Consider the following 22,810-nt stretch of genomic DNA (forward strand, 5'->3'; position numbering starts at 1 on the left):
AGCGATAATTTTTTATTCTTTTATGGAATCGTTGCCGTTGGAAATACTGCTCTCTCCCCCCGAGACAGGAGCAGAATCATGGCAGCAAAACGACACTCACTCTGGCTGGTTGCACTGGCCTTAATCGCCACTCAGGCCCACGCGGTGGACGTCACCGTGGCGTACCAGACCTCCGCAGAACCGGCCAAAGTTGCGCAAGCCGATGATGCTTTTGCCAAAGAGAGCGGGGCGAAGGCGGAATGGCGTAAGTTCGACAGCGGCGCAAGCGTGGTTCGTGCGCTGGCCTCCGGCGACGTTCAAATCGGCAATATCGGCTCCAGCCCGCTTGCCGTGGCGGCGAGCCAAAACGTCCCGATTGAAGTCTTCCTTCTCGCCTCTCAGCTGGGCAACTCCGAAGCGCTGGTGGTGAAAAAGAGCATCAAAAGCCCGCAGGATCTGATCGGCAAACGTATCGCCGTGCCGTTTATCTCCACAACACATTACAGCCTGCTGGCCTCTCTCAAACACTGGGGCATTAAGCCGGATCAGGTTCAAATCCTTAATCTTCAGCCTCCGGCGATTATCGCCGCCTGGCAGCGCGGCGACATTGATGCCGCCTATGTCTGGGCGCCTGCGGTAAACGAGCTGGAAAAAGACGGCAGCGTGCTGACGGACTCGGCACAGGTGGGCAAATGGGGTTCCCCAACGCTCGACGTCTGGGTGGTACGTAAAGATTTCGCAGAAAAACACCCTGATGTTGTCACCGCCTTCGCCCGCAGTGCGATCGCAGCCCAGAAGGGCTATCTCGACAACCCGGATGGATGGCTGAAGCAGCCGGACAACCTGAGTAAGCTTTCACGCCTTAGCGGTGTGCCGGAAAGTGACGTACCGGGGCTGGTGAAGGGCAACACCTACCTGACGGCAAAACAGCAGGTCGAGCAGCTTAGCGGCCCGGTGAATAAAGCTATCGTGGATACCGCGCAGTTCCTGAAAGAGCAGGGCAAAGTCCCGGCGGTGGCCACCGACTACAGCCAGTTTGTGACAGACCGCTTCGTGAAGCCGCTGGCGCAGTAAACAGGAGGAACGGCGATGCTACAGGTTTCGCATCTTAGCGCGGAGTACGGCGGCAAAGCCGTGCTCGACGACATCAATCTGACGGTGGACGAGGGCGAACTGCTGGTGGTGCTCGGCCCTTCCGGCTGCGGTAAGACAACGCTGCTTAACCTGATCGCCGGTTTCGTCCCTTATCACTCCGGCAGCATTACGCTGCAGGGAAAAGCGGTTGACGGCCCCGGCGCCGAGCGCGGGGTCGTTTTTCAGAATGAAGGGCTGCTGCCCTGGCGGTCGGTCCTGCATAACGTGGCCTTCGGGCTGCAGCTTACCGGGCAGTCTAAGCCGGAGCGCGAAGCGGCTGCGCTCGATATGCTGCGTAAAGTTGGGCTGGAAGATAAGGCGAAGCGTGCCATCTGGCAGCTTTCTGGCGGGCAGCGCCAGCGTGTTGGCATCGCCCGTGCGCTGGCAACCAGGCCGCAGCTCTTGCTGCTGGATGAACCCTTCGGCGCGCTGGATGCTTTTACCCGCGAGCAAATGCAAACCCTGCTGCTGAAGCTGTGGCACGAGAGCCGGCGTCAGGTGCTGCTGATCACTCACGATATTGAGGAAGCTGTTTTTCTGGCGACGGAACTGGTTTTGCTGTCGCCGGGGCCAGGGCGCGTACTGGAGAGGCTGCAGCTCGATTTTGGCCGCCGTTTTGCCGCCGGGGAACCGTGCCGCAGCATTAAATCTGACCCGGAATTTATCGCTAAACGCGAATACGTGCTGAGCCGCGTTTTTGAGCAGCGGGAGGGCTTCTTATGAGCATTTTCATTCAGGATAAACCCACTCGCCGTCGCCTGACGTTGCGCTGGCCATTTTCCCGGCAGCTGACCCTCAGCGCGGCAACGCTGGTTACGCTGCTGCTGCTGTGGTGGTGGGTTGCATCCCAACATTGGATCAGCCCGCTGTTTCTGCCCCCGCCGGGCCAGGTACTGGCGAAGCTGATTAGCATTGCCGGGCCGCAGGGCTTTATGGATGCCACGCTGTGGCAGCATCTGGCTGCGAGCCTGGGGCGTATTCTTACCGCTCTGGCCGCCGCGGTGCTGATCGGCATTCCGGTGGGCATTGCGATGGGGCTGAACTCCACCGTGCGGGGCATTCTGGATCCTCTGATTGAGCTTTATCGCCCGGTGCCGCCGCTGGCCTATTTGCCGCTGATGGTGATCTGGTTTGGCATCGGCGAGACCTCCAAAATACTGCTGATTTATCTGGCGATTTTCGCCCCGGTAGCGATGTCTACCATGGCGGGCGTGCGCAGTGCCAAGCAGGTGCGTATTCGTGCCGCGCAGGCGCTGGGTGCGTCCCGTTTACAGGTCATCTGGCATGTGATTCTGCCGGGAGCGCTGCCTGAAATCCTGACCGGATTTCGTATCGGACTCGGCGTAGGCTGGTCCACGCTGGTGGCCGCGGAGCTTATCGCCGCCACGCGTGGCCTGGGCTTTATGGTGCAGTCGGCCGGTGAGTTTCTGGCAACGGATGTGGTGCTGGCCGGTATCGGCGTGATTGCCGTGATCGCATTTTGTTTAGAACTGGGGCTGCGGGCGCTACAGCGCCGCCTGACCCCGTGGCATGGAGAAGGGCAATGAGTGAAAAAGTGAACATTAAGCCATTGGGGCCGTATATCGGGGCGCAGGTTAGCGGCGTGGATCTGACGCGTGGCCTGAGCGATAACCAGTTTGAGCAAATTTATCACGCGCTGATTCGCCACCAGGTGCTGTTTTTCCGCGAGCAGGAGATCACGCCCTCGCAGCAGCGCGCGCTGGCCTTACGCTTCGGCGATCTGCATATTCACCCGGTGTACCCGCATGCCGAAGGCGTGGAGGAGATTATCGTGCTGGACACCCATAACGATAACCCGCCGGATAACGACAACTGGCACACCGACGTGACCTTTATTGAAACGCCGCCTGCCGGAGCGATTCTGGCTGCAAAACAGCTGCCTGAAACCGGCGGGGATACGCTGTGGACCAGCGGCATTGCCGCCTTTGAGGCGCTGTCGGAGCCGTTTAAAAAGCTGCTGTCCGGGCTGGAAGCCGAGCATGATTTCCGCAAATCATTCCCGGAGTACAAATATTCCCATGACGAATCCGAGCATCGGCGCTGGCGCGAAGCCGTAGCGAAGAACCCGCCGCTGCGCCACCCGGTTATCCGCACCCACCCGGTGAGCGGCAAGCAGGCGCTGTTCGTCAACGAAGGCTTTACCACACGCATCGTTAACCTGACGGAAAAAGAGAGCGGGGCGCTATTGGGCTTTCTGTTTGCGCATATCACTAAGCCGGAGTTCCAGGTACGCTGGCGCTGGCAGCAAAACGATATTGCCATCTGGGATAACCGCGTCACCCAGCATTATGCCAACGCCGACTATCTCCCGGCTCGCCGCATCATGCACCGGGCGACCATCCTTGGCGATAAGCCGTTCTGGAGAGGATGATAAAAAAATAGCGCCTGAGCCGGGCGCTATTTTCTAAGGCGTTGTTTTAAGCCCGAACCTTTATCGCCACCAGCAGGGCCGTCAGCAGCATCAGGCTGCCGGATAATATGAGCGGCGCCAGCAGACCGAGATTATCCAGCGCCAGGCCGCCAACGGCGGCGCCGCAGGTGTTGGCCAGCTGGATCACGGCGACCTGAATCGACCCGGCTTTTTCAGCCTGATCCGCCAGCGAACGGGTGATCCACGTTGACCAGCCTACCGGCACCAGGGCAAAGGCCAGGCCCCAGACAACCGCAATCACCGAGGCCACCGCTTTGTTTGTTCCCCACAGCACCAGGACCGCAGCGCTAATGGCGAGGATCATCGGCGCGCAGGTCAACGCCAGCTTTAGTGAGCGTTTCAGAATGGGCGCGGAGAGCGAGGTGCCTATGAAGCTTGCAATACCAAAGCTCAGCAGCACCAGCGTCAGGCCATCAACGTCAAAGCCTGACAGCGACATATAAACCGGGCGGATATAGGTAAAGAATGAGAATTGCCCGGCAAACGCCATAAAGATGGCCAGCATGCCCGCCAGTACGCCCGGGCGCTTTAACAGGCCAAACATATTCTGCTTGTGATGCGCCGCTTCACCCGGCAGCGAAGGCAGCGCCTTCCACACCCAAATAATACAGGCTACGCCCATCAGCGCTGCGGCGTTAAAGACGTTGCGCCAGCCGATGATCCCTCCCAGAAAACTGCCCAGCGGGGCGGCAATCACCAGAGCAATCGACACCGCGCCGAAGATCACGGACAGCGCCTTAGGCACCGTGCGGGCAGGCACGAGACGCATGGTGAGAGAAGCCGACATCGCCCAGAAACCGCCAAGGGCCAGCCCGAGACATGCCCGGCCTGACAGCAGCAGTGAGAAACTCCCCGCAAATGAAACCAGCAGACAGGAAGCGGTGAGCAGGACGGCAAAAAGCAGCACCACGCGGCGGCGATCGGTTGAGCCGATCAGGTTGGTGATAAACAGGCTGGCGAACATCGCCACAAAGGCGGTCACCGTGACCGACTGTCCGGCCACGCCCTCGGAGATATTCAGCTCCTGCGCCATAGGTGTCAGCAGGCTAACCGGCAAAAATTCAACGGTAATCAGGCAGGCGACGCAAAACGCGATAGCAAAGACGGCCGACCAGTTGGGGCGAGTTATTGGGGAAGCCGGGTTGGCGTGGGGTGCGGTCTCATTCATCCTGAAGTCCTGGGTCAGTATTCGGTGGCAAGCCGACCAGTGTATCATCGCTTGCGCAACGCTTTTAACGTTTTGGCAACGTCGATCGGTTTCAGGCAAATGCCGTTAAATGCCCGACTTTCGAATGAAACATAAAACAAACAAATTTAACATTATCTGAACAATATTCTTGTGCCCGAAGTCAGCGATAAACCCCTAAATTAACGAGCCTTTCCTCATATTTTTAGCGTAATCCCGATATATTCGCCTGGTCATTTCTTAGGTTTTATTAAGACCCGGCTTACCTAACATAAAGAATTGGCAGCTATTACTTATTTCAAATTTAGACTAATTTATCCCCACTTCGTAACCTATTACGAATATCTGTAATTTTCATTTTGATTAATTAAGGGCGGTTTTATACAGCCATGGAAATAATGGGCTGGGGTATTGCTTGCCTTTATTTTTAATGAAAGAAGTAAGTTTTCCAAGGAATTCCCACAGGACGTGGGGAATGCGTTACGTGGTCATTTTGGACCGATGATGAGTCAAACGGCGTAATGAAGGATGCATTACCCGGTGTGCGTTTTTTTATATATGAAGGAATACCCATGAAATTTAGCAAAATCGCCTCTTCACTGATCGCAGCTGCTGCTCTGGTAAGCGGCGCCGCTAACGCAGACGATCCTGTTACCGTTAACGGCGGTACCGTGCACTTCCAGGGTGAGCTGGTTAACGCCGCTTGCGCAGTAAGCACCCAGTCCGACGGCCAGATCGTTAAACTGGGCCAGTACCGTACCGCGGCTTTCGCTGCCGTGGGCGATACCTCTTCCCAGACCCCATTCAACATCGTGCTGACCGACTGCGATAGCTCCGTAGCGGCAACCGCGTCTGTTGCCTTTACTGGCCAGACAGATTTAGCCAACCCATCTCTGCTGGCGGTGAACTCCGGTGGTAACGCAACTACCGCTACAGGCGTGGGTATCGAAATCCTGGATCGCACCTCCAGAACGCTGGCGCCAAACGGTTCTACTTTCTCTGCCGCTCAGACGCTGAACGACGGCGAGAACACCATTCCGTTCACCGCTCGCTATAAAGCGACTGCCGCAACCGCGACTGCCGGTGCTGCAAACGCGGATGCCACCTTCGTAATGAAATACGAATAATCAGCGACAGCCGATAGCTCAGGGATGATTCAGCCTCATGGATGAGGCTTGTCCGACGCGAGTCCAGAGAGGACGATGATGATAAGGAAAATCCTGCTTCTGGCTATCCTGGCAGCGGTGAATCCCGCTCAGGCAAAGCGCACTGTGGTGATCCACGGTGGCGAAGTGCACATGCAGGGAGAGCTGGTTAACGGCGCCTGCGCCGTCGCACCGGAAAGTCAGGAAATGACCGTGCAAATGGGGCAGTACCCCAGCAACGCTTTTAAAGATGTTGGCAGCTACGCGCCGCCCAGCATCCCTTTTACCCTTCGGTTGACGGATTGCAGTCCGGAGGTTTATGACCACGTTGGCATCGCGTTCCAGGGTTCAACCCCTGCGGAAGATCCCCAGGTATTTCTGGCAACCTCCAGCATAAGCGGGAATGACGCCAGCAGCGGGATCGGGCTGGCGTTATTTGACCAACAGCAGCAGTTGGTTATTCCGAATAGCGAACCGGCAACATATTCAGCAATAACGACACCGGAAATGAGTTTTCATTTCACTGCCCGTTATCGTTCTGTCTCTAAGCATATGTCGCCCGGAAATATTCGCTCCGACGTCTGGTTCACGCTGGTTTATCCCTGAACCTCTGTTTTTCCATTCTGGCAATTTTGATGGTACCTGTCGTGATGAACAAATTATATAAAGCCGCTTCGGCGCTGATGCTCTCTTTAATGATGATCTCTTTTAACGCGCAGGCTGCGGGCGGTATTGCCCTTGGCGCCACGCGCGTTATTTACCCTGCCGATGCGAAACAAACGTCGCTGGCCATTACTAACAGCGATCCAAAAGAACGTTTTCTGGTGAACTCCTGGGTCGAAAACGATTTGGGCCAGAAAGATAAAAGCTTTGTGGTGACGCCGCCGCTGTTTGTCAGCGAGCCTAAAAGCGAAAATACGCTGCGTATTATCTATGCCGGACCGCAGCTGCCGTCGGATCGTGAGTCCATTTTCTGGATGAACGTCAAATCCATTCCTTCGGTGGATAAAAACAGCATTGAAGGCAAAAACGTCCTCCAGCTGGCGGTGCTCTCCCGCATCAAGCTGTTTGTGCGCCCTAAAAACCTGCAAATGCAGCCTGAAGATGCCGTCAAGCAGATCCGCTTCGCGCGCAGCGGCCAGTCCCTGAAGATCAGCAATCCCTCTCCTTACTACGTCTCGCTGGTCAACCTGAAGATGGGGAACGAGAAGCTGCCTAACACCATGGTAGCGCCGAAAAATAGCGCACAGATTACCGTGCCGTCAGGCGTTCAGGGGGCAATCAGCTTCCAGACCGTTAACGATTACGGCGCCGTGACAAAAGCACAACCGGGTGTCATGCAGTAAAGCCAGGCTGGCAAAGGGAAGCAGGTGAATCATGAAGACATCAGTCACGCGTAAAGTTTTTACGCTAGCGCCGCTGACGGCGACCATCGTGGCATCACTCTGGCCAGCGCTCGCTGCCGCCGAGAGTTATTTCAACCCGGCATTTTTGTCGGAAGATACCGCGACGGTGGCGGATCTGTCTCGTTTTGAAAAAGGCAGCAACCAGCCGCCGGGCGTCTACCGCGTAGATATCTGGCGTAACGATGAGTTTGTTGCCACCGAAGACGTACAGTTTGCGGCGACAGACGCGAAAGTGACCGCTTCTGAAGCCGTGAAATCTGGCGGGCTGACGCCTTGCCTGGACGTTGACTGGCTTAAGCGCCTCGGCCTGAACCTGCTTGCTTACCCCGATCTGGCAAAATATAAAGCCGGAGAATGCGTGCCGGTAACCACGGCGGTGCCCGGCGCAGAAGTGGCCTACGACTTTGCACGTCTTCGCCTCGATATCAGCCTGCCTCAGGCCTCCCTGAACAACAGCGCCCGCGGCTATATTCCACCGGAGCAGTGGGACGAAGGGATCCCTGCGGCGCTGCTGAACTACACCTTTACCGGCAACCGCGGAACTTACAACGACAGCTATTATCTGAACCTGCAAAGCGGGCTGAACTTCGGCCCGTGGCGCCTGCGTAACAACGGCGCCTGGAACTACACCAGCGGCGACGGCCACCGTGAGAATAAGTGGCAGAATATCAGCACCACCCTGCAGCGCACCATTATTCCGCTTAAGAGCGAGCTGGTCATGGGTGACAGCAACACCGGCAGCGACGTGTTCGACAGCCTTGGCTTTCGCGGGGCTCGGATCTATTCATCCGACAGCATGTACCCTGACAGTTTGCAGGGTTATGCGCCAACCGTACGAGGGATTGCCCGTACCAACGCCAAAGTCGTCATCCGCCAGAATGGCTATGTTATCTATCAGAGCTACGTCTCTCCCGGCGCGTTTGCCATCAGCGATCTTAACCCGACCTCATCGAGCGGTGACCTTGAGGTCACGGTAGAAGAGAAAGACGGCGTACAACAGAAATACACCGTGCCTTACTCCACCGTACCCATGCTGCAGCGTGAAGGGCGTTTTAAGTATGACCTGGTGATGGGGGACTTCCGCAGCGGTAACAGCCAGCAGGATAAGCCTTTCTTCACCCAGGGCACGCTGATTGCCGGTTTGCCGGCCGGCTACACCGCCTACGGCGGCACGCAGCTTGCTGAACGCTATACCGCCGTGGCGTTGGGCGCCGGGAAAAACCTCGGTGACTGGGGAGCTATCTCCCTCGATTTCACCCATGCGCGAAGCAAACTGGCCGATGACAGCGAGCATCAGGGCCAGTCGCTGCGCTTCCTGTATGCAAAATCCCTCAGCGGCTACGGGACGAACTTCCAGCTGCTCGGCTATCGCTACTCCACGCGCGGCTTCTATACGCTGGACGACGTGGCCTACCGCAACATGGAAGGCTATGAATATGAGTGGCAGAACAACGACAATAATCAGCAGGAGCTGGTCGCGACCGGCTATCACAACCTGCGCTATAACAAAAAGGGGCGTTTTCAGGTCAATATCTCCCAGTCGCTGGGGGATTACGGCTCCGTCTACGTTTCCGGCAGCCAGCAAACCTACTGGGGAACCGATCAGGACAACACCTGGTATCAGCTTGGTTACTCCAGCGGCTGGCGGGGCATCAGCTATTCACTCTCCTGGTCGTGGAGTAAATCCCTTGGCCTTTCGGACACCAACCGTATCGTCGCGTTTAACCTCTCGGTGCCGTTTAGCACCCTGCTGGGCCACGGCTACTCGCGCGACACGGCGCTGGATCGTGCCTATGCCACGATGTCCACAAGCCGCAGCTCAGACGGCAAAAACAGCTGGCAAACCGGGGTCGGCGGGACGCTGCTGGAAGGACGTAACCTTAACTACAACGTGACTCAGGGTCATACCAGCAATAACGGCTATTCCGGCAGCGCCACCGCCAACTGGCAGGCGACCTACGGCACGCTCGGTCTTGGCTATAACTACGACCGCAATCAGCATGATTTCAACTGGCAGGCCTCGGGCGGCGTGGTTGGCCATGCGGACGGCGTGACCTTAAGCCAGCCGCTGGGCGATACCAATGTCCTGATCAAAGCGCCGGGCGCATCCGGCGTCAGCGTTGAAAACCAGACCGGTGTTAAAACGGACTGGCGCGGCTACGCCGTGATGCCGTACGCCACGGTTTATCGCTACAACCGTGTGGCGCTGGATACCAACACCATGGATAACCACACCGACATCGAAAACAACGTGAGCAGCGTGGTGCCGACCGAGGGCGCCCTCGTTCGCGCCACGTTCGACGCCCGCATTGGCGTACGTGCAATTATCACCGTCAAACGCGGCGATCGCCCTGTGCCGTTTGGCTCGGTGGTCAGGGAAGAACAAAGCGGCGTCACCAGCATGGTTGGCGATGACGGGCAGATCTACCTCAGCGGCCTGCCGCTGAAGGGCAAACTGCTGATCCAGTGGGGTGACGGGACAGGTTCCCAGTGTCGCGCCAGCTACTCCCTGCCGGAGGAGAGCCTGAAGCAGGCTGTCGTCATGGCGACCGCCACCTGCTCATAGCGTGCGGAAAGATTCAGGAAAATGAAGATGAAACTGAAAAACTCTATTACCGCGGCTTTGCTGCTGGTGTGTGCCGGGCCAGCTGCGGCGACCGTTTGTTATAACTCCAGCGGCAGCGTCACCGACGTCTCTTACGATCTGTCGGACAAATTTAACAGCAGCAATAACAACGTCGGGCAAATCATTACCCTGGCGGAAAAGTCGCAGTGGGTAGGGGTGAACGCCACCTGTCCATCCGGTACCAAAGGTGACACCACGATGCGAAGCTACGTCACAGATCTGCCGGTGGAGGAGACCGTGGGTAGCTTCCAGTACCTGAAGATCAATGACTATCTTAACGGGGCGATGCAAATTACCGACAGCTTTGCCGGCACTTTCTACCCGCCGCATAACTACATTCAGATGGGTAAACATCCTAATGTGCCGAAGGTAAAACCTTTCCCCGTGAACGACTCACGCCTGGTTTTCCGCCTGAAGGTGACCCGTCGTTTTATTAACATGGTGCCGATCCCGAAACAGACCATGTTCCGCGTCTATGTCACCACGCGCAGTTCGGACCCTTTAAGCACGCCGGTTTACACCATCAGCTACAGCGGCAAAGTTGAGGTGCCGCAGACCTGTGAGATCAATGCGGGCCAGGTCGTTGAGTTCGACTTCGGCAGCATCGGCGCATCGCTGTTCAGCCAGGCCGGGGCTGGTAATCGCCCGCAAAGCGTGACGCCGCAAAGTAAAACCATGGGCATCAAATGCACCAATATTGACGCGCAGGCTTACCTCACCCTGCGTCTTGAAGCCGAGAAGAGCAGCGGCAACATGATGGTGTCTGACAACAACGATTTAGGTTTTATTGTCTCCAACGCCAGCGGAACACCGCTGACGCCAAACAACCTTGGCAGCAAGATTGACTTCCAGCTGGATGACGCCGCCTCAGCCAGAGTGGGCATTCGCGCCTGGCCGGTTAGCGTCACGGGAGTGAAGCCGAAAGAGGGGCCATTTACCGCCCGCGGCTACCTGCGTGTTGACTTCGATTGAGGGGAGCAAACATGAAAAAAATATCCCTGACCATACTGATGCTGGCTTTGGCGGCAGTCCATCCGGCCGTGAAAGCGGATTCGCCGCTGGGAGAGATCAACGTTGAGCTGCGGGGGAATATTGTGGATTACACCTGTGTGGTGGAGACTAGCAGCGACAACAAAACCGTGAAGATGGGCTCCTGGCCGACCAAACAGCTGCGCACCGCCGGGAGCACAACGCAGGCAATGCCTTTCAACCTCAAGCTAACGGGCTGCCCGCCGAGCGGGACGGCGTCCATTACCTTTACCGGTAAAAACAACGGTGACGGCCTGCTGGCGCTCAATACGGCCAGTACGGCGAAGAACGTTGCGATTGAGCTTCTCGACGAGGACAAGACACGGCTGCTGCTGGATAACGCCAGCAAAGAGATGCAGGTTGATGCTAACGGTGACGTGACGATGAGGTTCTGGGCTAACTACATTGCCACGGCGGACAACCCGGATGCCGGCCTGGCCAATGCGGATGCGACATTCCTGATTAATTATAATTAAGTAAATATCTTAATGGTTCCAGAAAATTACCGGGAGGAGCATTCCCGGTATTTCCGCTTCCCGTGCGCGGTTGTCCTTTAGAGCAGTTCGTGCACCTTGGCATAATCAATCAGCTCGACAATCGAAGTCAGTCCAAGTTTAGAGAATATATTGGCTTTATGGGCGCTGATGGTTTTGTTACTCAACAACAGCTGCTCGGCAATCTCTTTATTCGACAATCCATTTGCCAGATAGCGCAGCACCGTGACTTCACGGTTCGATAACGGCATATCATCCATTGTGCCCCGTCGGGATTTATGGTTGCTGATAAAGTGCAGCGTCTCCGAGGGAAAAAAGGAGTAACCTGAAAGTAACATCTCAACCGCGTTGAAAATATCTTCCTGTTCCTTACGTTTACTCACAAATCCATTGGCCCCGGCCTGAATGGCGCGCCCGGCGTAAAAAGACTCTGATTTCGATGACAGAAAAAGTATCTTTGTGTTTTCCTGTATGCTTTTGATTCTCTTAAGTAATGTGAAGCCATCGGTGTTGGGGAGTTCTATGTCAAGAATCACCAGGTCGACCGGATTTGCTCGCATATAGTCGATAACTTCCCGACCATCATCTGTTTTTAAAACAACATTAATATCTTTATTCTTCTGGAGCAGAACTTCTATCGACATTCTGACAATAGGGTGTTCGTCCATAATGATTACGGATGCCGGTTTCATTTTTTTTGCCTCGATTGTTTGAAGAAAACATCGCTTTGACACAGCGTCAATGGCAGCGAAAGTGATAAACAGTGAGTTGGCGGTTGCCGGTCTTTATGCGGGAACCTCCTTGTTAATATTAAAAACTATCCCTTGTAATATTCGTTATTCATGACGGAAGAATGGCTGCCTAAATAACTCCACATTTAAACATTATAAATGCCCTGGCAATTATAAATATGTGATGAGGTGATTATACAGCGCAGTTTTTGTGGGAAAAGTCTGATGTTTCTGAGATTAATCAGAGCTAATACGAAATGCTGTGTAATTAATCGCCCTTTTCGAGAATTGAATTAACCAGCTTAAATTCTGCGTTAAGCTGGACTGAAAGACTTTTTAGTGCGCAAAAAATGACATTTAGTTCTGATTGTTACAGATTTGTTCTGGATCAAAAAATGCTGAATGGCGTCATAGCGGAAAATTTGCGTCCAGGAATAGTTATAATTGTTGTTATTTTGTATATTTTTAACCCAAAGAAAACATGATATTTAAGTAAATTCTTAAAATATCTTACTGCTCAGTCGCTTAGTTCGATCGGCAAAGGGCGGAGTTCGCAACAGAAATTTCATGAAGCAGATGCAGCAATTTACTGCGATTGTCGAGCGCCAGGCGTGCCAACAGAACGTTGAAGCGGTAAACAACATGATGATAGGGTTTCTCAAGAAAAAGGGCGATCGATTTCAGCGACTCTCCTCGACTTAATGCCAGCAAAATCGCCCATTCTCTGATGGAAAATCGAGGCGTGCCGTAAAGTGCGACCAAATCGGGCGTGCGGCAGCTCAAAGCCAGCTTCAGCCCCTCGGGCGGCAGACGACGTTCCACCATCTGGCAGTCGACGGCATAGCGGATAAATCGCGTAATCTCCGGCTTTCGCTGGGCGCTAAGCAGCGTTATTTGATGCTGAGGTGTCGCGATGGCCTGCTGGCGGATGCTCTTAAGGACTTCAAGCGTGGGGGTTTCCAGACTGTCGAGATCGATAATAAGACGCCGGGCAGGGGATTCGGCCTGAGGCACCAGAACGTCGTCCAGCGAGGGGTAGACCGGAATGTGCAGATGATGAAACAGGCTGCCGGTAATGGCATTGCTGAGAAAGCTATCGTTAGAAAGCAGAATGGCATCGGGCTTCTTTGGTTTTTGTCCCCCAATCAATTGCTGCTGAAGATATTCAAGTCGATCAAAAATAATCGGCGCGCTGTAGCTGGAAGGGTTGAGAAAATAATCCGCCCGTCCCCGGCGGTGTTTACTTCGCCTCATAGCAGCGCACATAAGCCACCTCAGAGCGATAACGTATCGGTGAACACACAGCGTTTATGCGGCCATAAATAGCCTTGCCCGAGTGTGGCACCCGATTGACGGGCCAGCTCAAGATGATGTGAGTTTTCGATACCTTCGATAACAATGTGAGGTGAGATATCAGCGCAGTGTGCAACCAGCTGCCGAAGCGTCCGGTGATTTTTGCTGAGCCTCCAGAATGCCTGCTTATCAATTTTTACTCCACCAACGTAAATGGCGCAGTGGTGGAAGCTTTCAATACAGCCGTCGGTAAGGTCATCAAGCCATACCGATATCCCTTGTTGCTGTAATAGCTTAATTCGCTCGCACAGACAGAGTTGATGCTGTCTGGGTAGCGTGCCAAAGAGTGGTGCATCCTGTATCTCAATTGTTATCCATGATTCACAAACATCAAGCAACCGCGTGAACAGCCGATCGTGAATCAGCGCCAGAAAGGGAAGATTAAGAAAGTATCTGCCGGTTTTTTGCAGGCTCTTCAGCAGATTAACCTGATGGCAAAAGAGCGCCATGCTGTGGTCAACCGGAAGATTTGCAAAGAAAGCGTCAGCATCGCGCGAGGGCGATAGCTGGCTGAGGAGTTCGTGGCTAATAACTTGTCCGCTAAATAAATTAACTATCGGTTCCAGGTGGAACGCGGATATATGTTGGTTATCAGATAATAAATTGTTATCGGCTGAAATATTTATCATTATTTTGTCGCTAATTGTGACAGCTATTGCTTAATTGCTGAATAATCAGTGGTCTGAGAGGAAGATGTGGTGTGCTTTCAGCAAAATTGGAGATTTTTCTGAACGGTATTCTCTCAATGCCGGGAATGAGTGAATACCGGGGATGACTTATTCCAGGATGCGAAAATTCTCAACTCTGGTATGTGAATAGAGCGTTTTTTTAATAATTAAGATAAATTCCCCGATGAAATAAGAAAAGGCTTAATCAAATCTTTCAATCTAACAAAAATGGCAAATTGAGCTTTATATAATTCATGAGCTTATATTGGTTCTTGATTTTAAGTTTTTTCATAATCGACAGTCGTTTATCCCGAGCTGTCTTTTCATCAATATGCATAATGAAGGCGGCGTCAACCAGCGAATAGCCTGAGGCCATCAGCTTCAGCAGTTCGCGCTCCTGCATGTTGAAATGCCGGGTTGTGCAGTAGTGGCAAATAGACGAAGGAACCGGGAGCGCGTTTTTCCTGCGCCTTTCCGGATCTATCCAGGGCGCCAGTTTCAGCCTGACATCCTCGACTTCATCTTCACGGTAAATTGACGGCAGCATATACAGGCAAGGGCGAAACATCAGGTTCTCCTGATCCTGCTTTCTGCAGATCAGGATGACGCGTTGATGCCGCGTCGTTTGCGGGATTTTATAGCAGTTGGCGGTTGGCCAGTTATCTTCGAGCGCAAAAAAAACCAGGTCGGCGACGTCCTTATGCGCCAAAGGTAAGAAGTGATAAGTCTCGCTAAACTGCTGGCAAAGCTGCTCGATAATAATTTTAATGCCATTGGCAAAGTGGCTATTTTTTTCACAGATAGCAACGGTAAGCATGCCTTCCTCCGGGCTGGTTGACTATTAAAAAAATGATAGTGAAAAAAACTCAGGTTATGAATGTGTTAGGCCTTAACCCCGCGGGTGTGGCGGATGAATTATTGCCAGGCCATTTCCTGGGAGTAGCAGAAAAAACGGTAAAAAAACGCTTTAGGTAAAGTTTTCTGCTGTCACGCCGATGACTAAGACTTGTCTTACAGGGAATGAGAAGCCATGTTAAACCGTATAAAAATTGTTACAAGCTTACTGGTCGTCCTGGGGCTGTTTGGCGTTTTGCAGATAGCGTCCGGTGGGTTGTTTTTTAACGCTTTGAAGCAGGACAAAGAAAATTTCACCGTTTTACAAACCATTCGTCAGCAGCAGTCAACGTTAAACGGCAGCTGGGTTGCCCTGTTGCAGACCCGTAATACCCTGAACCGCGCGGGCATTCGCTACATGATGGATGCCAACAAAATTGGCAGCGGCTCGACCGTTGAAGAGCTGATGGCGATTGCCACTACCTCGCTGAAACAGGCCGAGGTCGAGTGGGCGGCCTATGAAGCGCTACCGCGCGACCCGCGCCAGGACGATGCGGCTGCGCAGGATATTAAGCGCAACTACGACATTTACCACGGCGCGCTGGCGGAGCTGATTCAGCTGCTCGGAGCGGGAAAAATTAATGAATTCTTCGACCAGCCGACGCAGGGGTATCAGGACGGCTTCGAGAAGCAATACGTCAATTACCTGCAGCAAAATGACCACCTCTATCAGGAGGCCGTAGACAGCAGCAACAGCTCCTACCGCATGGCTATCTGGATCCTCATCGGCGTGCTGATTGTGGTGCTGGCGGTGATTCTTGTGGTCTGGCAGGGGATCCGCACGACGCTTATCTCTCCGCTTAACCGCCTGATTGAAAGTATCCGCCATATTGCCAGCGGCGATCTGGTGCGCAAAATTGACGTCGAAGGCACCAACGAGATGGGGCAGCTGGCCGAGAACCTGCGCCACATGCAAAACGAGCTGGTTGTCACCGTGGGGGAAGTTCGTAACGGCGCGAATGCGATTTACAGCGGCGCCAGCGAAATCTCCATCGGGAATAACGATCTCTCTTCCCGCACCGAGCAGCAGGCGGCCTCGCTTGAGGAAACTGCCGCGAGCATGGAACAGCTCACCGCTACCGTTAAGCAGAATGCCGAGAATGCTCGTCAGGCCAGCCAGCTTGCGCTGAGCGCGTCTGAAACCGCACAGCGCGGCGGCAAAGTCGTGGACAACGTGGTGCATACCATGAGCGAAATTGCCGGAAGCTCGCAGAAAATTGCCGACATCATCAGCGTTATTGACGGCATCGCCTTCCAGACCAATATCCTGGCTTTGAACGCCGCCGTTGAAGCCGCTCGCGCGGGTGAGCAGGGGCGTGGTTTTGCCGTGGTAGCCGGAGAAGTGCGTAACCTGGCGCAGCGCAGCGCCCAGGCTGCAAAAGAGATAAAAACCCTGATTGAAGACTCGGTCAGCAAGGTCGATACCGGTTCGACGCTGGTTGAAAGCGCCGGGGAAACCATGGGAGAGATCGTCAACGCTGTAACCCGCGTGACTGATATTATGGGGGAAATTGCCTCCGCTTCAGACGAACAAAGCCGGGGTATCGATCAGGTTGGGCTAGCCGTTGCGGAGATGGACCGGGTGACCCAGCAGAATGCCGCGCTGGTTGAGGAGTCCGCCGCCGCCGCCGCCGCGCTGGAAGAGCAGGCCAGCCGCCTCACTCAGTCCGTTTCCGTGTTCCGTATCGCGCAGGATCGCCAGGCAAAAGCGCAGTCTGCTGGGCCGAAAGCGGTTGTGGCGACGACGGTACCGCGCAAAGTTGTGGCCGCCGCGCCTGACGATAACTGGGAAACGTTCTGATTTAACGTCGTTAAATGAACCACGGTGGTCTTTGCTGCCGTGGTTTTATTTCGCCTCAGCAAACTCGACGCCCACGTTATAAAATGACTGCCCCTTGTCATTAAGACGAGGGGCGGGGGGATTACTCTGCGGCTTTAGGGGCTTCGCGGTTTTCCAGCTCGGTCAGGCGCTGTTCCAGCAGAGCCAGCTTCTCGCGGGTGCGCAGCAGTACCTGAGTCTGCACGTCAAACTCTTCGCGGCTAACCAGATCGAGGCGGGTAAGCTGAGACTGCAGCACCTGGCGTACCTTCTTCTCCACATCATCCCCGAACTCACGAATCCCTTTCGGCATTGACTCATGGACCTGACGGGCGATTTGTTCAATTTTTTTCGGGTCAATCATAGCGGTTTCCATTATCTGGCGGGTGATGAGGCTAATTGTAATGCCTGAATGCCAGGGGATAAACTGGAAATGTTGCCTGCGTAATCGTTGCCCACAAAAATGATTAGCGCTATAGTGAACCTGCTTATTCTCAGGGCGGGGTGAAACTCCCCACCGGCGGTAAATCAGCCTGCGCTGAAAGCCCGCGAGCGCTTCAGGTTTTGCCTGAAGGTCAGCAGATCCGGTGTAATTCCGGGGCCGACGGTTAAAGTCCGGATGGGAGAGAGTAACGATCACGTCAGGTTTCGGCCTGCCCGCGTTATTTTTTTAGCTCCTAAGACTGCCCTGATTCTGGTAACCATAATTTTAATGAGGTTTTTTTACCATGAATCAGACGCTACTTTCTGCATTTGGCACCCCGACTGAGCGCGTTGAGCGTGCTCTTGATGCGCTGCGCGAAGGCCGTGGCGCCATGGTTCTCGACGACGAAAATCGTGAGAACGAAGGCGATATGATCTTCCCGGCGGAAACCATGACCGTTGAGCAAATGGCGTTGACCATTCGCCACGGCAGCGGCATCGTCTGCCTGTGCCTGACCGATGAACGTCGTAAACAGCTCGAGCTGCCAATGATGGTCGAGAACAACACCAGCGCTTTTGGCACCGGCTTTACCGTGACCATTGAGGCCGCGCACGGCGTAACAACCGGCGTCTCCGCTGCCGACCGTCTGACTACGGTACGGGCGGCCATTGCCGACGGCGCTAAGCCGAGCGACCTGCACCGCCCAGGCCACGTGTTCCCGCTGCGCGCGCAGCCGGGTGGCGTGTTAACCCGCGGCGGCCACACTGAAGCGACTATCGACCTGGTTTCGCTGGCCGGTTTCAAACCTGCGGGCGTCCTGTGTGAACTGACCAATGACGACGGCACCATGGCGCGTGCGCCGGAGTGCATCGAGTTTGCCCGCAAACATAATATGGCCGTTGTGACCATTGAAGACCTGGTGGAATATCGCCAGGCGCAAGCGCGCAAAGCCAGCTAAAAAAATAAAGCCCGGTCAGCGCGATCGGGCTTTGCTTTACACCCCGCCCCACCTTTTTTCGCCTGTTCAAAATTTCTGATGATCATCATCATGCTTATCTGAGTTCTTCCCCTAAAAATTGGGCGTAATCTGTGTTCATTAAAGCTTAGCCATTTAAGGACACCCTCATGACAACTCAACGTATGCCCGCGCTGTTCCTGGGTCACGGTAGCCCGATGAACGTGCTGGAAGATAACCGCTATACCCGTGCATGGGCGCAGCTTGGCGAAACGCTGCCGCGGCCAAAAGCAATTGTGGTGGTGTCTGCCCATTGGTTCACTCGGGGTACGGGCGTGACGGCGATGGAAGCCCCAAAGACCATTCATGACTTTGGTGGATTCCCGCAGGCGCTGTATGACACGCATTATCCGGCTCCCGGTTCGCCCGAGCTGGCGCAGCAGCTGGTCGATCTTCTGGCTCCGGTACCGGTTGCGCTGGATAAAGAAGCCTGGGGCTTTGACCACGGCTCGTGGGGCGTACTCATCAAGATGTACCCGGAGGCGGATATCCCGATGGTGCAGTTGAGTATCGACAGTACCAAACCGGCGGCCTGGCACTTGGAGATGGGGCGAAAACTGGCCGCGCTTCGTGACCAGGGCATCATGCTGGTGGCGAGCGGCAACGTGGTGCATAACCTGCGTACCGCACGCTGGCACGGCGAAAATACGCCGTACCCGTGGGCCGAGTCGTTTAACGAGTACGTAAAAGCTAACCTGACCTGGCAGGGCCCTGCGGAGCAGCACCCGCTGGTGAACTATCTCGATCACGAAGGCGGTTCGCTGTCGAACCCGACGGCGGAACACTTCCTGCCGCTGCTTTATGTTCTGGGATCGTGGGACGGTAAAGAGCCGGTGACCATTGCGGTGGACGGGATCGAGATGGGATCGCTGAGCATGCTGTCCGTCGTGGTGGGATAAATAAGAAAGCGCCCATCGGGCGCCTTCTTAATGCTTATTCAACGAAAATGTGCGGGTAGAAGCGGGAAAGATCCTGAGTAATAAGCTCGCGATCTTCACGAATGCCGATCCCGGCAGGTTGATCGTTGATAAGCCAGCTGCCAATCAGCGTATAGCTGTCGCCGAATTTAGGCAGCTGCCAGAACTGCTGGACGATCATGCCTTCTTCGCCGTAGGGGCCGTCAACGCGCGCGATCTCCTGACCATTCTCAATGATTTTCACATTGGCGCCTTCGCGGGAGAAGATAGGCTTCACGACGTATTTTTCCATCGGCGGGAAGTTGTCTTCGGCGAAATAAGCCGGCAGAAGGTTAGGGTGATCCGGGAACATCTCCCACAGCAGCGGCAGCAGGGCCTTGTTGGAAATAATGCTCTTCCACGCCGGTTCCAGCCAGCGTACGCCCGCGTCCTCCAGCTTGGTGGAGAACATTTCGCGCAGCATATGCTCCCAGGGATAGAGCTTGAACAGGTTGCTGATAACCTGATCCTGCAGATCGGTAAACTGCCCTTTCTCGCCAAGACCAATCTCCTCAATAAAGAGGAATTCGCTGGCGACGTCTGATTCTGCTGCGCAGTCCTGCAGATATTGAACCGTTCCGCGGTCCTCCACCGTATCCTGACAGCAGGCGAAATGCAGCAGGTTAAAGCCGTGCTGCTGTTTTAGCTCGGCAAAGCGCTCAATGAGCTTTTCCTGCAGGCTGTTGAACTGATCGGCACCTTCAGGCAGCTTGCCTGCAGCAATCTGATCCTCAAGCCAAATCCACTGGAAGAAGGCGGCTTCGTACAGCGAGGTTGGCGTGTCGGCATTGTTTTCCAGCAGCTTAGGCTCACCCACGCCGTCCCATGCCAGGTCCAGGCGTGAGTAAAGCGACGGCTGCCGGGTGTGCCAGGACTGACGCACGAACTCCCAGGTGTGCTTCGGAATGCGGAAGCGGGCCATCAGCTCATCGCTGGCGACCACCTTTTCCACGACCTGCAGACACATCTGATGAAGCTCGGCGGTCACCTCTTCCAGGCGTTCAACCTGCGCCAGCGTTAGCCTGTAATAGGCATCTTCGCACCAGTACGGCTCGCCGTACATTGTGTGGAAGTTAAAGCCGTATTCGGTGGCTTTTTCACGCCAGTCCGGACGCTCGACAATAGAAACTCTTTCCATAATGTATCAACCGCCCATCGAACGGCTGGTGCCGGAGGCGCTGCTGCGCTGCATGGAAGACTGTTTGGCTACCGACTCACCAAAGCCGCCGCGAGTCACCGTAGAGGTCGTTGCTGGTTTCGGCGCCATGGCGCTTTTCGGCACGGTGGTCGTACGACCCGGCGTGGCCGCGCCGTAGCTCTTACCGCTGGCATCGGCGTATTTGCCGTAGGCCGGGCTGGCCGGATTTTTTGAGGTGAACAGCGGCTGCTGAGCAAAGCCCGCGCCGCCGCCCATCAGGCGGCCCATCATGTAGCCCGCCATCAGCGGCATCCAGAAGCTACCGCTTTGCTGTGGTTGAGCCTGAGCCTGGCTTTCACCGGCAAGGCTTGCCTGAGCCGGAGCCTGCTGGCACTGGCCTTCGCCAAACTCGGCCACGCAGGCTTCGCGCGAAGCATATTTGGGTGCGGTGCGCTCGGCTTCTTTCAGCGCGTTGTTGTAGGCGGTGGTGCATTCCGCGCTTTTGCTCGGGTTTGCCTGCGAGCAGTCATCCGCGTTTTGGTACATTGAGACGGTTTCGTCGTTTTGTTCACAGCCGGCGAGCATAAAGACGGCGGTGACGGCCAACGCCACCGGCGTTAAATGGCGAGCGTTCCAGCTTTTGCGGAACGATGAATGATTTATATTTTTTGTCCGTTTCATGTAATCAGTCCTGAGCCCAGTAGGTTTGGTGCTAAGGATAGGGGATGAGCGGTTGAAAATGAAGCGATGTCGGCCAGTTGGCAGGGGATCTTTACGTTGCCTTACGTTCAAATGTGAGATGAAAAAAAAGAGGCGTGAAAACACGCCCCTCTCTTCGGTATTCCGGCGGTTAATTCGCGAATGGGTTCGCTTTTTTACCGCTGGTGGCCGCTGCCGGAGCCGCATGCACCGGTTTAGCGGAGGCTGTGGCAGGCGTTGTATTATAACCGTCTGCGCGCGCGTCCTGATCCGGCGTTTCTGGCGCAACGCTGTCGGCTGAAGTTGAAACTGGTTTACCGAGGGTGCTATTCAGAATCTGCAGATCCTGCTCGTTTAACGTCCCCAGCGCTGATTTGATGTTCAGCTGGTTGATCAGGTAGTTATAACGCGCGCTGGAGAGCTGCTGCTTGGCGTTATACAGCGTGGTGGTGGCATCCAGGACATCAACGATGGTACGGGTCCCGACGGAGTAGCCGGCTTCCATGGCATCCAGAGAGCTTTGCGCAGACACAACGGCCTGTTTGTAGGCGTTGATGGTGCTGATGGACGCATTCACGTTGTTGAAGGAAGAGCGTACGGTCTGCACAACGCTGCGATGCGCGCTTTCCAGCTGCTCGCTGGCGCCCACAAAGTTGTACTGAGCTTGTTTAACCTGTGAGTTCACCTGGCCGCCCTGGTACAGCGGCAGGGAGAAGCTCAGGCCAACCTGGTTCTGGCCCTTGTAGCTGTTGCCGTATTGCGGATTATCGCTGGTTTTCGACCCGTTGAAGTTGGTATTAGATACGCCGCTGGAGGCGTTCAGGCTCAGGGTCGGCAGGTGACCATCTTCTGCCAGACGGATCTGCTCGCGGGCCAGATCCTGGCTCAGGCGGGCCTGCAGCAGGCTCAGGTTACGCTTTTCAGCCTCTTTCAGCAGGCTGTTGACCGCATCGGGTTTGGTGGTTTTGAAGCCATCAACGTTCAGAGAAGCCAGATTCAGATAGTCGTTACCGGTCACCTGACGCAGCGACTCAACCGCGTTATCCAGGTTATTTCGGGCGGTGACTTCGTTTGCCAGCACGGTGTCGTACTGGGCACGGGCGTTCTGTACGTCGGTAATAGCGACCAGGCCTACGTTAAAACGCTGAGTAGTTTGATCCAACTGGCGGTAGATGGCCTGTTTCTGCGCTTCGGTGTAGGAGAGTGCGTCAATTGCGCTCAACACGTTAAAATAGGCCGTCGCGGTGTTCAGGATCAGCGCCTGCTGATCGGTCTGGAAAGTGACGTCCTGAATACCTGCCGTTTTTTCCTGCAGGCTAAGCGCACGCCATTTCGACATATCGAAGATAGTTTGCGTCAGCTGTAAGGTGGCGCTGGTCGCATTGGAATTCACCCCATGCTGATCGCGAAAACCACTGCCGTAGGTGTAATCTGCGCCGAGGCCCAGCTGCGGCAGTAAAGGACTGCGTGCTTCATTAATTTTTTCGAATGCGGCGTCACGGTCAGCAGCGGATTTACGCAGGTCCGGGTTGCTGGTGCGGGCCTGTTGATAAACCTGCAGCAGATTTTCTGCCTGGCTCATGGCGCTGAAACCTGCCAGGCTCAGACCGATAAGAATGGGGAGCAGTTTCTTCATTTGCATTCCTTGTTGTGAAGCAGAAT

At 54.9% G+C, this 22,810-nt stretch carries 22 protein-coding genes and 1 riboswitch; of the genes, 13 read left to right on the forward strand and 9 right to left on the reverse strand.

From position 1 onward, the window contains the following. Positions 1-78 precede the first annotated feature (78 nt). From tauA to tauD, 4 genes are read left to right on the forward strand one after another with little or no spacing between them, the layout of a single operon-like run. Positions 79-1,053 (forward strand): taurine ABC transporter substrate-binding protein, encoded by a 975-nt coding sequence (gene tauA / locus EL098_RS02460; RefSeq protein ID WP_126354501.1) that lies wholly within the window; start codon positions 79-81, stop codon positions 1,051-1,053. Positions 1,054-1,068: 15 nt separating this feature from the next. Then, a complete protein-coding gene (gene tauB / locus EL098_RS02465) occupies positions 1,069-1,836 on the forward strand; it encodes a taurine ABC transporter ATP-binding subunit (protein WP_126354502.1) in 768 nt (255 codons plus the stop codon). Next, on the forward strand, positions 1,833-2,660 hold the full coding sequence (gene tauC, locus EL098_RS02470) for a taurine ABC transporter permease TauC (RefSeq protein WP_126354503.1): 828 nt from the start codon (positions 1,833-1,835) through the stop codon (positions 2,658-2,660). Before tauB ends, tauC begins: the two co-directional genes overlap by 4 nt. Beyond that, a complete protein-coding gene (gene tauD, locus EL098_RS02475; protein ID WP_126354504.1) occupies positions 2,657-3,505 on the forward strand; it encodes a taurine dioxygenase in 849 nt (282 codons plus the stop codon). Before tauC ends, tauD begins: the two co-directional genes overlap by 4 nt. Positions 3,506-3,551: 46 nt before the next feature. On the opposite strand, the gene nepI is transcribed toward tauD, so the two are convergent. After that, positions 3,552-4,733, reverse strand: a complete 1,182-nt coding sequence (gene nepI / locus EL098_RS02480; RefSeq protein WP_126354505.1) for a purine ribonucleoside efflux pump NepI — start codon at positions 4,731-4,733, stop codon at positions 3,552-3,554. A gap of 590 nt (positions 4,734-5,323) precedes the next feature. On the opposite strand from nepI, the gene fimA reads away from it, so the two are divergent. The 6 genes from fimA to sfmF all read left to right on the forward strand — a co-directional run bounded on the left by fimA (position 5,324) and on the right by sfmF (position 11,433). Beyond that, positions 5,324-5,878 carry a type 1 fimbrial major subunit FimA gene (gene fimA, locus EL098_RS02485; RefSeq protein ID WP_126354506.1) on the forward strand — a complete coding sequence of 185 codons (555 nt, stop codon included), beginning with the start codon at positions 5,324-5,326 and terminating at the stop codon, positions 5,876-5,878. Between the two features lie 78 nt (positions 5,879-5,956). Further along, entirely contained in the window at positions 5,957-6,502 is a 546-nt protein-coding gene (fimI, locus tag EL098_RS02490; RefSeq protein ID WP_126358336.1) for a type 1 fimbrial protein subunit FimI, read from the forward strand. A 77-nt stretch (positions 6,503-6,579) separates the two neighbouring features. Then, positions 6,580-7,242: a type 1 fimbria chaperone FimC gene (gene fimC / locus EL098_RS02495; protein ID WP_408609117.1), complete on the forward strand. Its 663-nt coding sequence runs from the start codon at positions 6,580-6,582 to the stop codon at positions 7,240-7,242. Positions 7,243-7,273: 31 nt separating this feature from the next. Then, entirely contained in the window at positions 7,274-9,868 is a 2,595-nt protein-coding gene (locus EL098_RS02500) for a fimbrial biogenesis usher protein (RefSeq protein ID WP_126354507.1), read from the forward strand. Between the two features lie 27 nt (positions 9,869-9,895). Beyond that, complete coding sequence (fimH, locus tag EL098_RS02505; protein WP_126354508.1) at positions 9,896-10,900, forward strand: type 1 fimbria D-mannose specific adhesin FimH; 1,005 nt, start codon at positions 9,896-9,898, stop codon at positions 10,898-10,900. A gap of 11 nt (positions 10,901-10,911) precedes the next feature. Next, positions 10,912-11,433, forward strand: a complete 522-nt coding sequence (gene sfmF, locus EL098_RS02510) for a fimbria assembly protein (RefSeq protein ID WP_126354509.1) — start codon at positions 10,912-10,914, stop codon at positions 11,431-11,433. Positions 11,434-11,510: 77 nt separating this feature from the next. Here the strand turns inward: sfmF and fimZ are convergent, their stop codons facing one another. The 4 genes from fimZ to fimW form a co-directional block, all read right to left on the reverse strand. After that, a complete protein-coding gene (fimZ, locus tag EL098_RS02515) occupies positions 11,511-12,143 on the reverse strand; it encodes a fimbria biosynthesis transcriptional regulator FimZ (RefSeq protein ID WP_126354510.1) in 633 nt (210 codons plus the stop codon). A 564-nt stretch (positions 12,144-12,707) separates the two neighbouring features. After that, the gene (locus tag EL098_RS02520) at positions 12,708-13,436 is read right to left on the reverse strand and encodes a DNA-binding response regulator (protein WP_232012298.1); all 729 of its coding nucleotides are present in this window, start codon (positions 13,434-13,436) and stop codon (positions 12,708-12,710) included. A gap of 20 nt (positions 13,437-13,456) precedes the next feature. Next, positions 13,457-14,164 (reverse strand): EAL domain-containing protein, encoded by a 708-nt coding sequence (locus EL098_RS02525; RefSeq protein WP_126354512.1) that lies wholly within the window; start codon positions 14,162-14,164, stop codon positions 13,457-13,459. A 253-nt stretch (positions 14,165-14,417) separates the two neighbouring features. Continuing rightward, positions 14,418-15,020 carry a fimbria biosynthesis transcriptional regulator FimW gene (fimW, locus tag EL098_RS02530; protein WP_126354513.1) on the reverse strand — a complete coding sequence of 201 codons (603 nt, stop codon included), beginning with the start codon at positions 15,018-15,020 and terminating at the stop codon, positions 14,418-14,420. A gap of 213 nt (positions 15,021-15,233) precedes the next feature. Between fimW and tsr the strand changes: the two genes are divergently transcribed. Beyond that, positions 15,234-16,898, forward strand: coding sequence for a methyl-accepting chemotaxis protein (gene tsr, locus EL098_RS02535; protein ID WP_126354514.1), 1,665 nt, complete (start codon positions 15,234-15,236; stop codon positions 16,896-16,898). 121 nt (positions 16,899-17,019) lie between these two features. On the opposite strand, the gene ubiK is transcribed toward tsr, so the two are convergent. Continuing rightward, positions 17,020-17,280, reverse strand: coding sequence for a ubiquinone biosynthesis accessory factor UbiK (gene ubiK, locus EL098_RS02540; protein WP_126354515.1), 261 nt, complete (start codon positions 17,278-17,280; stop codon positions 17,020-17,022). 122 nt (positions 17,281-17,402) lie between these two features. Continuing rightward, positions 17,403-17,551, forward strand: a riboswitch (FMN riboswitch). A 93-nt stretch (positions 17,552-17,644) separates the two neighbouring features. On the opposite strand from ubiK, the gene ribB reads away from it, so the two are divergent. Then, positions 17,645-18,298 (forward strand): 3,4-dihydroxy-2-butanone-4-phosphate synthase, encoded by a 654-nt coding sequence (gene ribB / locus EL098_RS02545; protein WP_126354516.1) that lies wholly within the window; start codon positions 17,645-17,647, stop codon positions 18,296-18,298. Between the two features lie 167 nt (positions 18,299-18,465). Then, positions 18,466-19,254 carry a 4,5-DOPA-extradiol-dioxygenase gene (gene ygiD, locus EL098_RS02550; protein WP_126354517.1) on the forward strand — a complete coding sequence of 263 codons (789 nt, stop codon included), beginning with the start codon at positions 18,466-18,468 and terminating at the stop codon, positions 19,252-19,254. Between the two features lie 34 nt (positions 19,255-19,288). Here the strand turns inward: ygiD and EL098_RS02555 are convergent, their stop codons facing one another. From EL098_RS02555 to tolC, 3 genes are all read right to left on the reverse strand, one after another. Next, positions 19,289-20,449 (reverse strand): glutathionylspermidine synthase family protein, encoded by a 1,161-nt coding sequence (locus EL098_RS02555; RefSeq protein ID WP_126354518.1) that lies wholly within the window; start codon positions 20,447-20,449, stop codon positions 19,289-19,291. A gap of 6 nt (positions 20,450-20,455) precedes the next feature. Continuing rightward, complete coding sequence (locus EL098_RS02560) at positions 20,456-21,130, reverse strand: DUF1190 family protein (RefSeq protein WP_126354519.1); 675 nt, start codon at positions 21,128-21,130, stop codon at positions 20,456-20,458. A 169-nt stretch (positions 21,131-21,299) separates the two neighbouring features. Further along, complete coding sequence (tolC, locus tag EL098_RS02565) at positions 21,300-22,784, reverse strand: outer membrane channel protein TolC (protein WP_126354520.1); 1,485 nt, start codon at positions 22,782-22,784, stop codon at positions 21,300-21,302. Positions 22,785-22,810: the final 26 nt, after the last annotated feature.

Origin of the sequence: Cedecea lapagei, from assembly GCF_900635955.1 — a bacterium.
In the GTDB taxonomy this organism is placed as follows: domain Bacteria; phylum Pseudomonadota; class Gammaproteobacteria; order Enterobacterales; family Enterobacteriaceae; genus Cedecea; species Cedecea lapagei.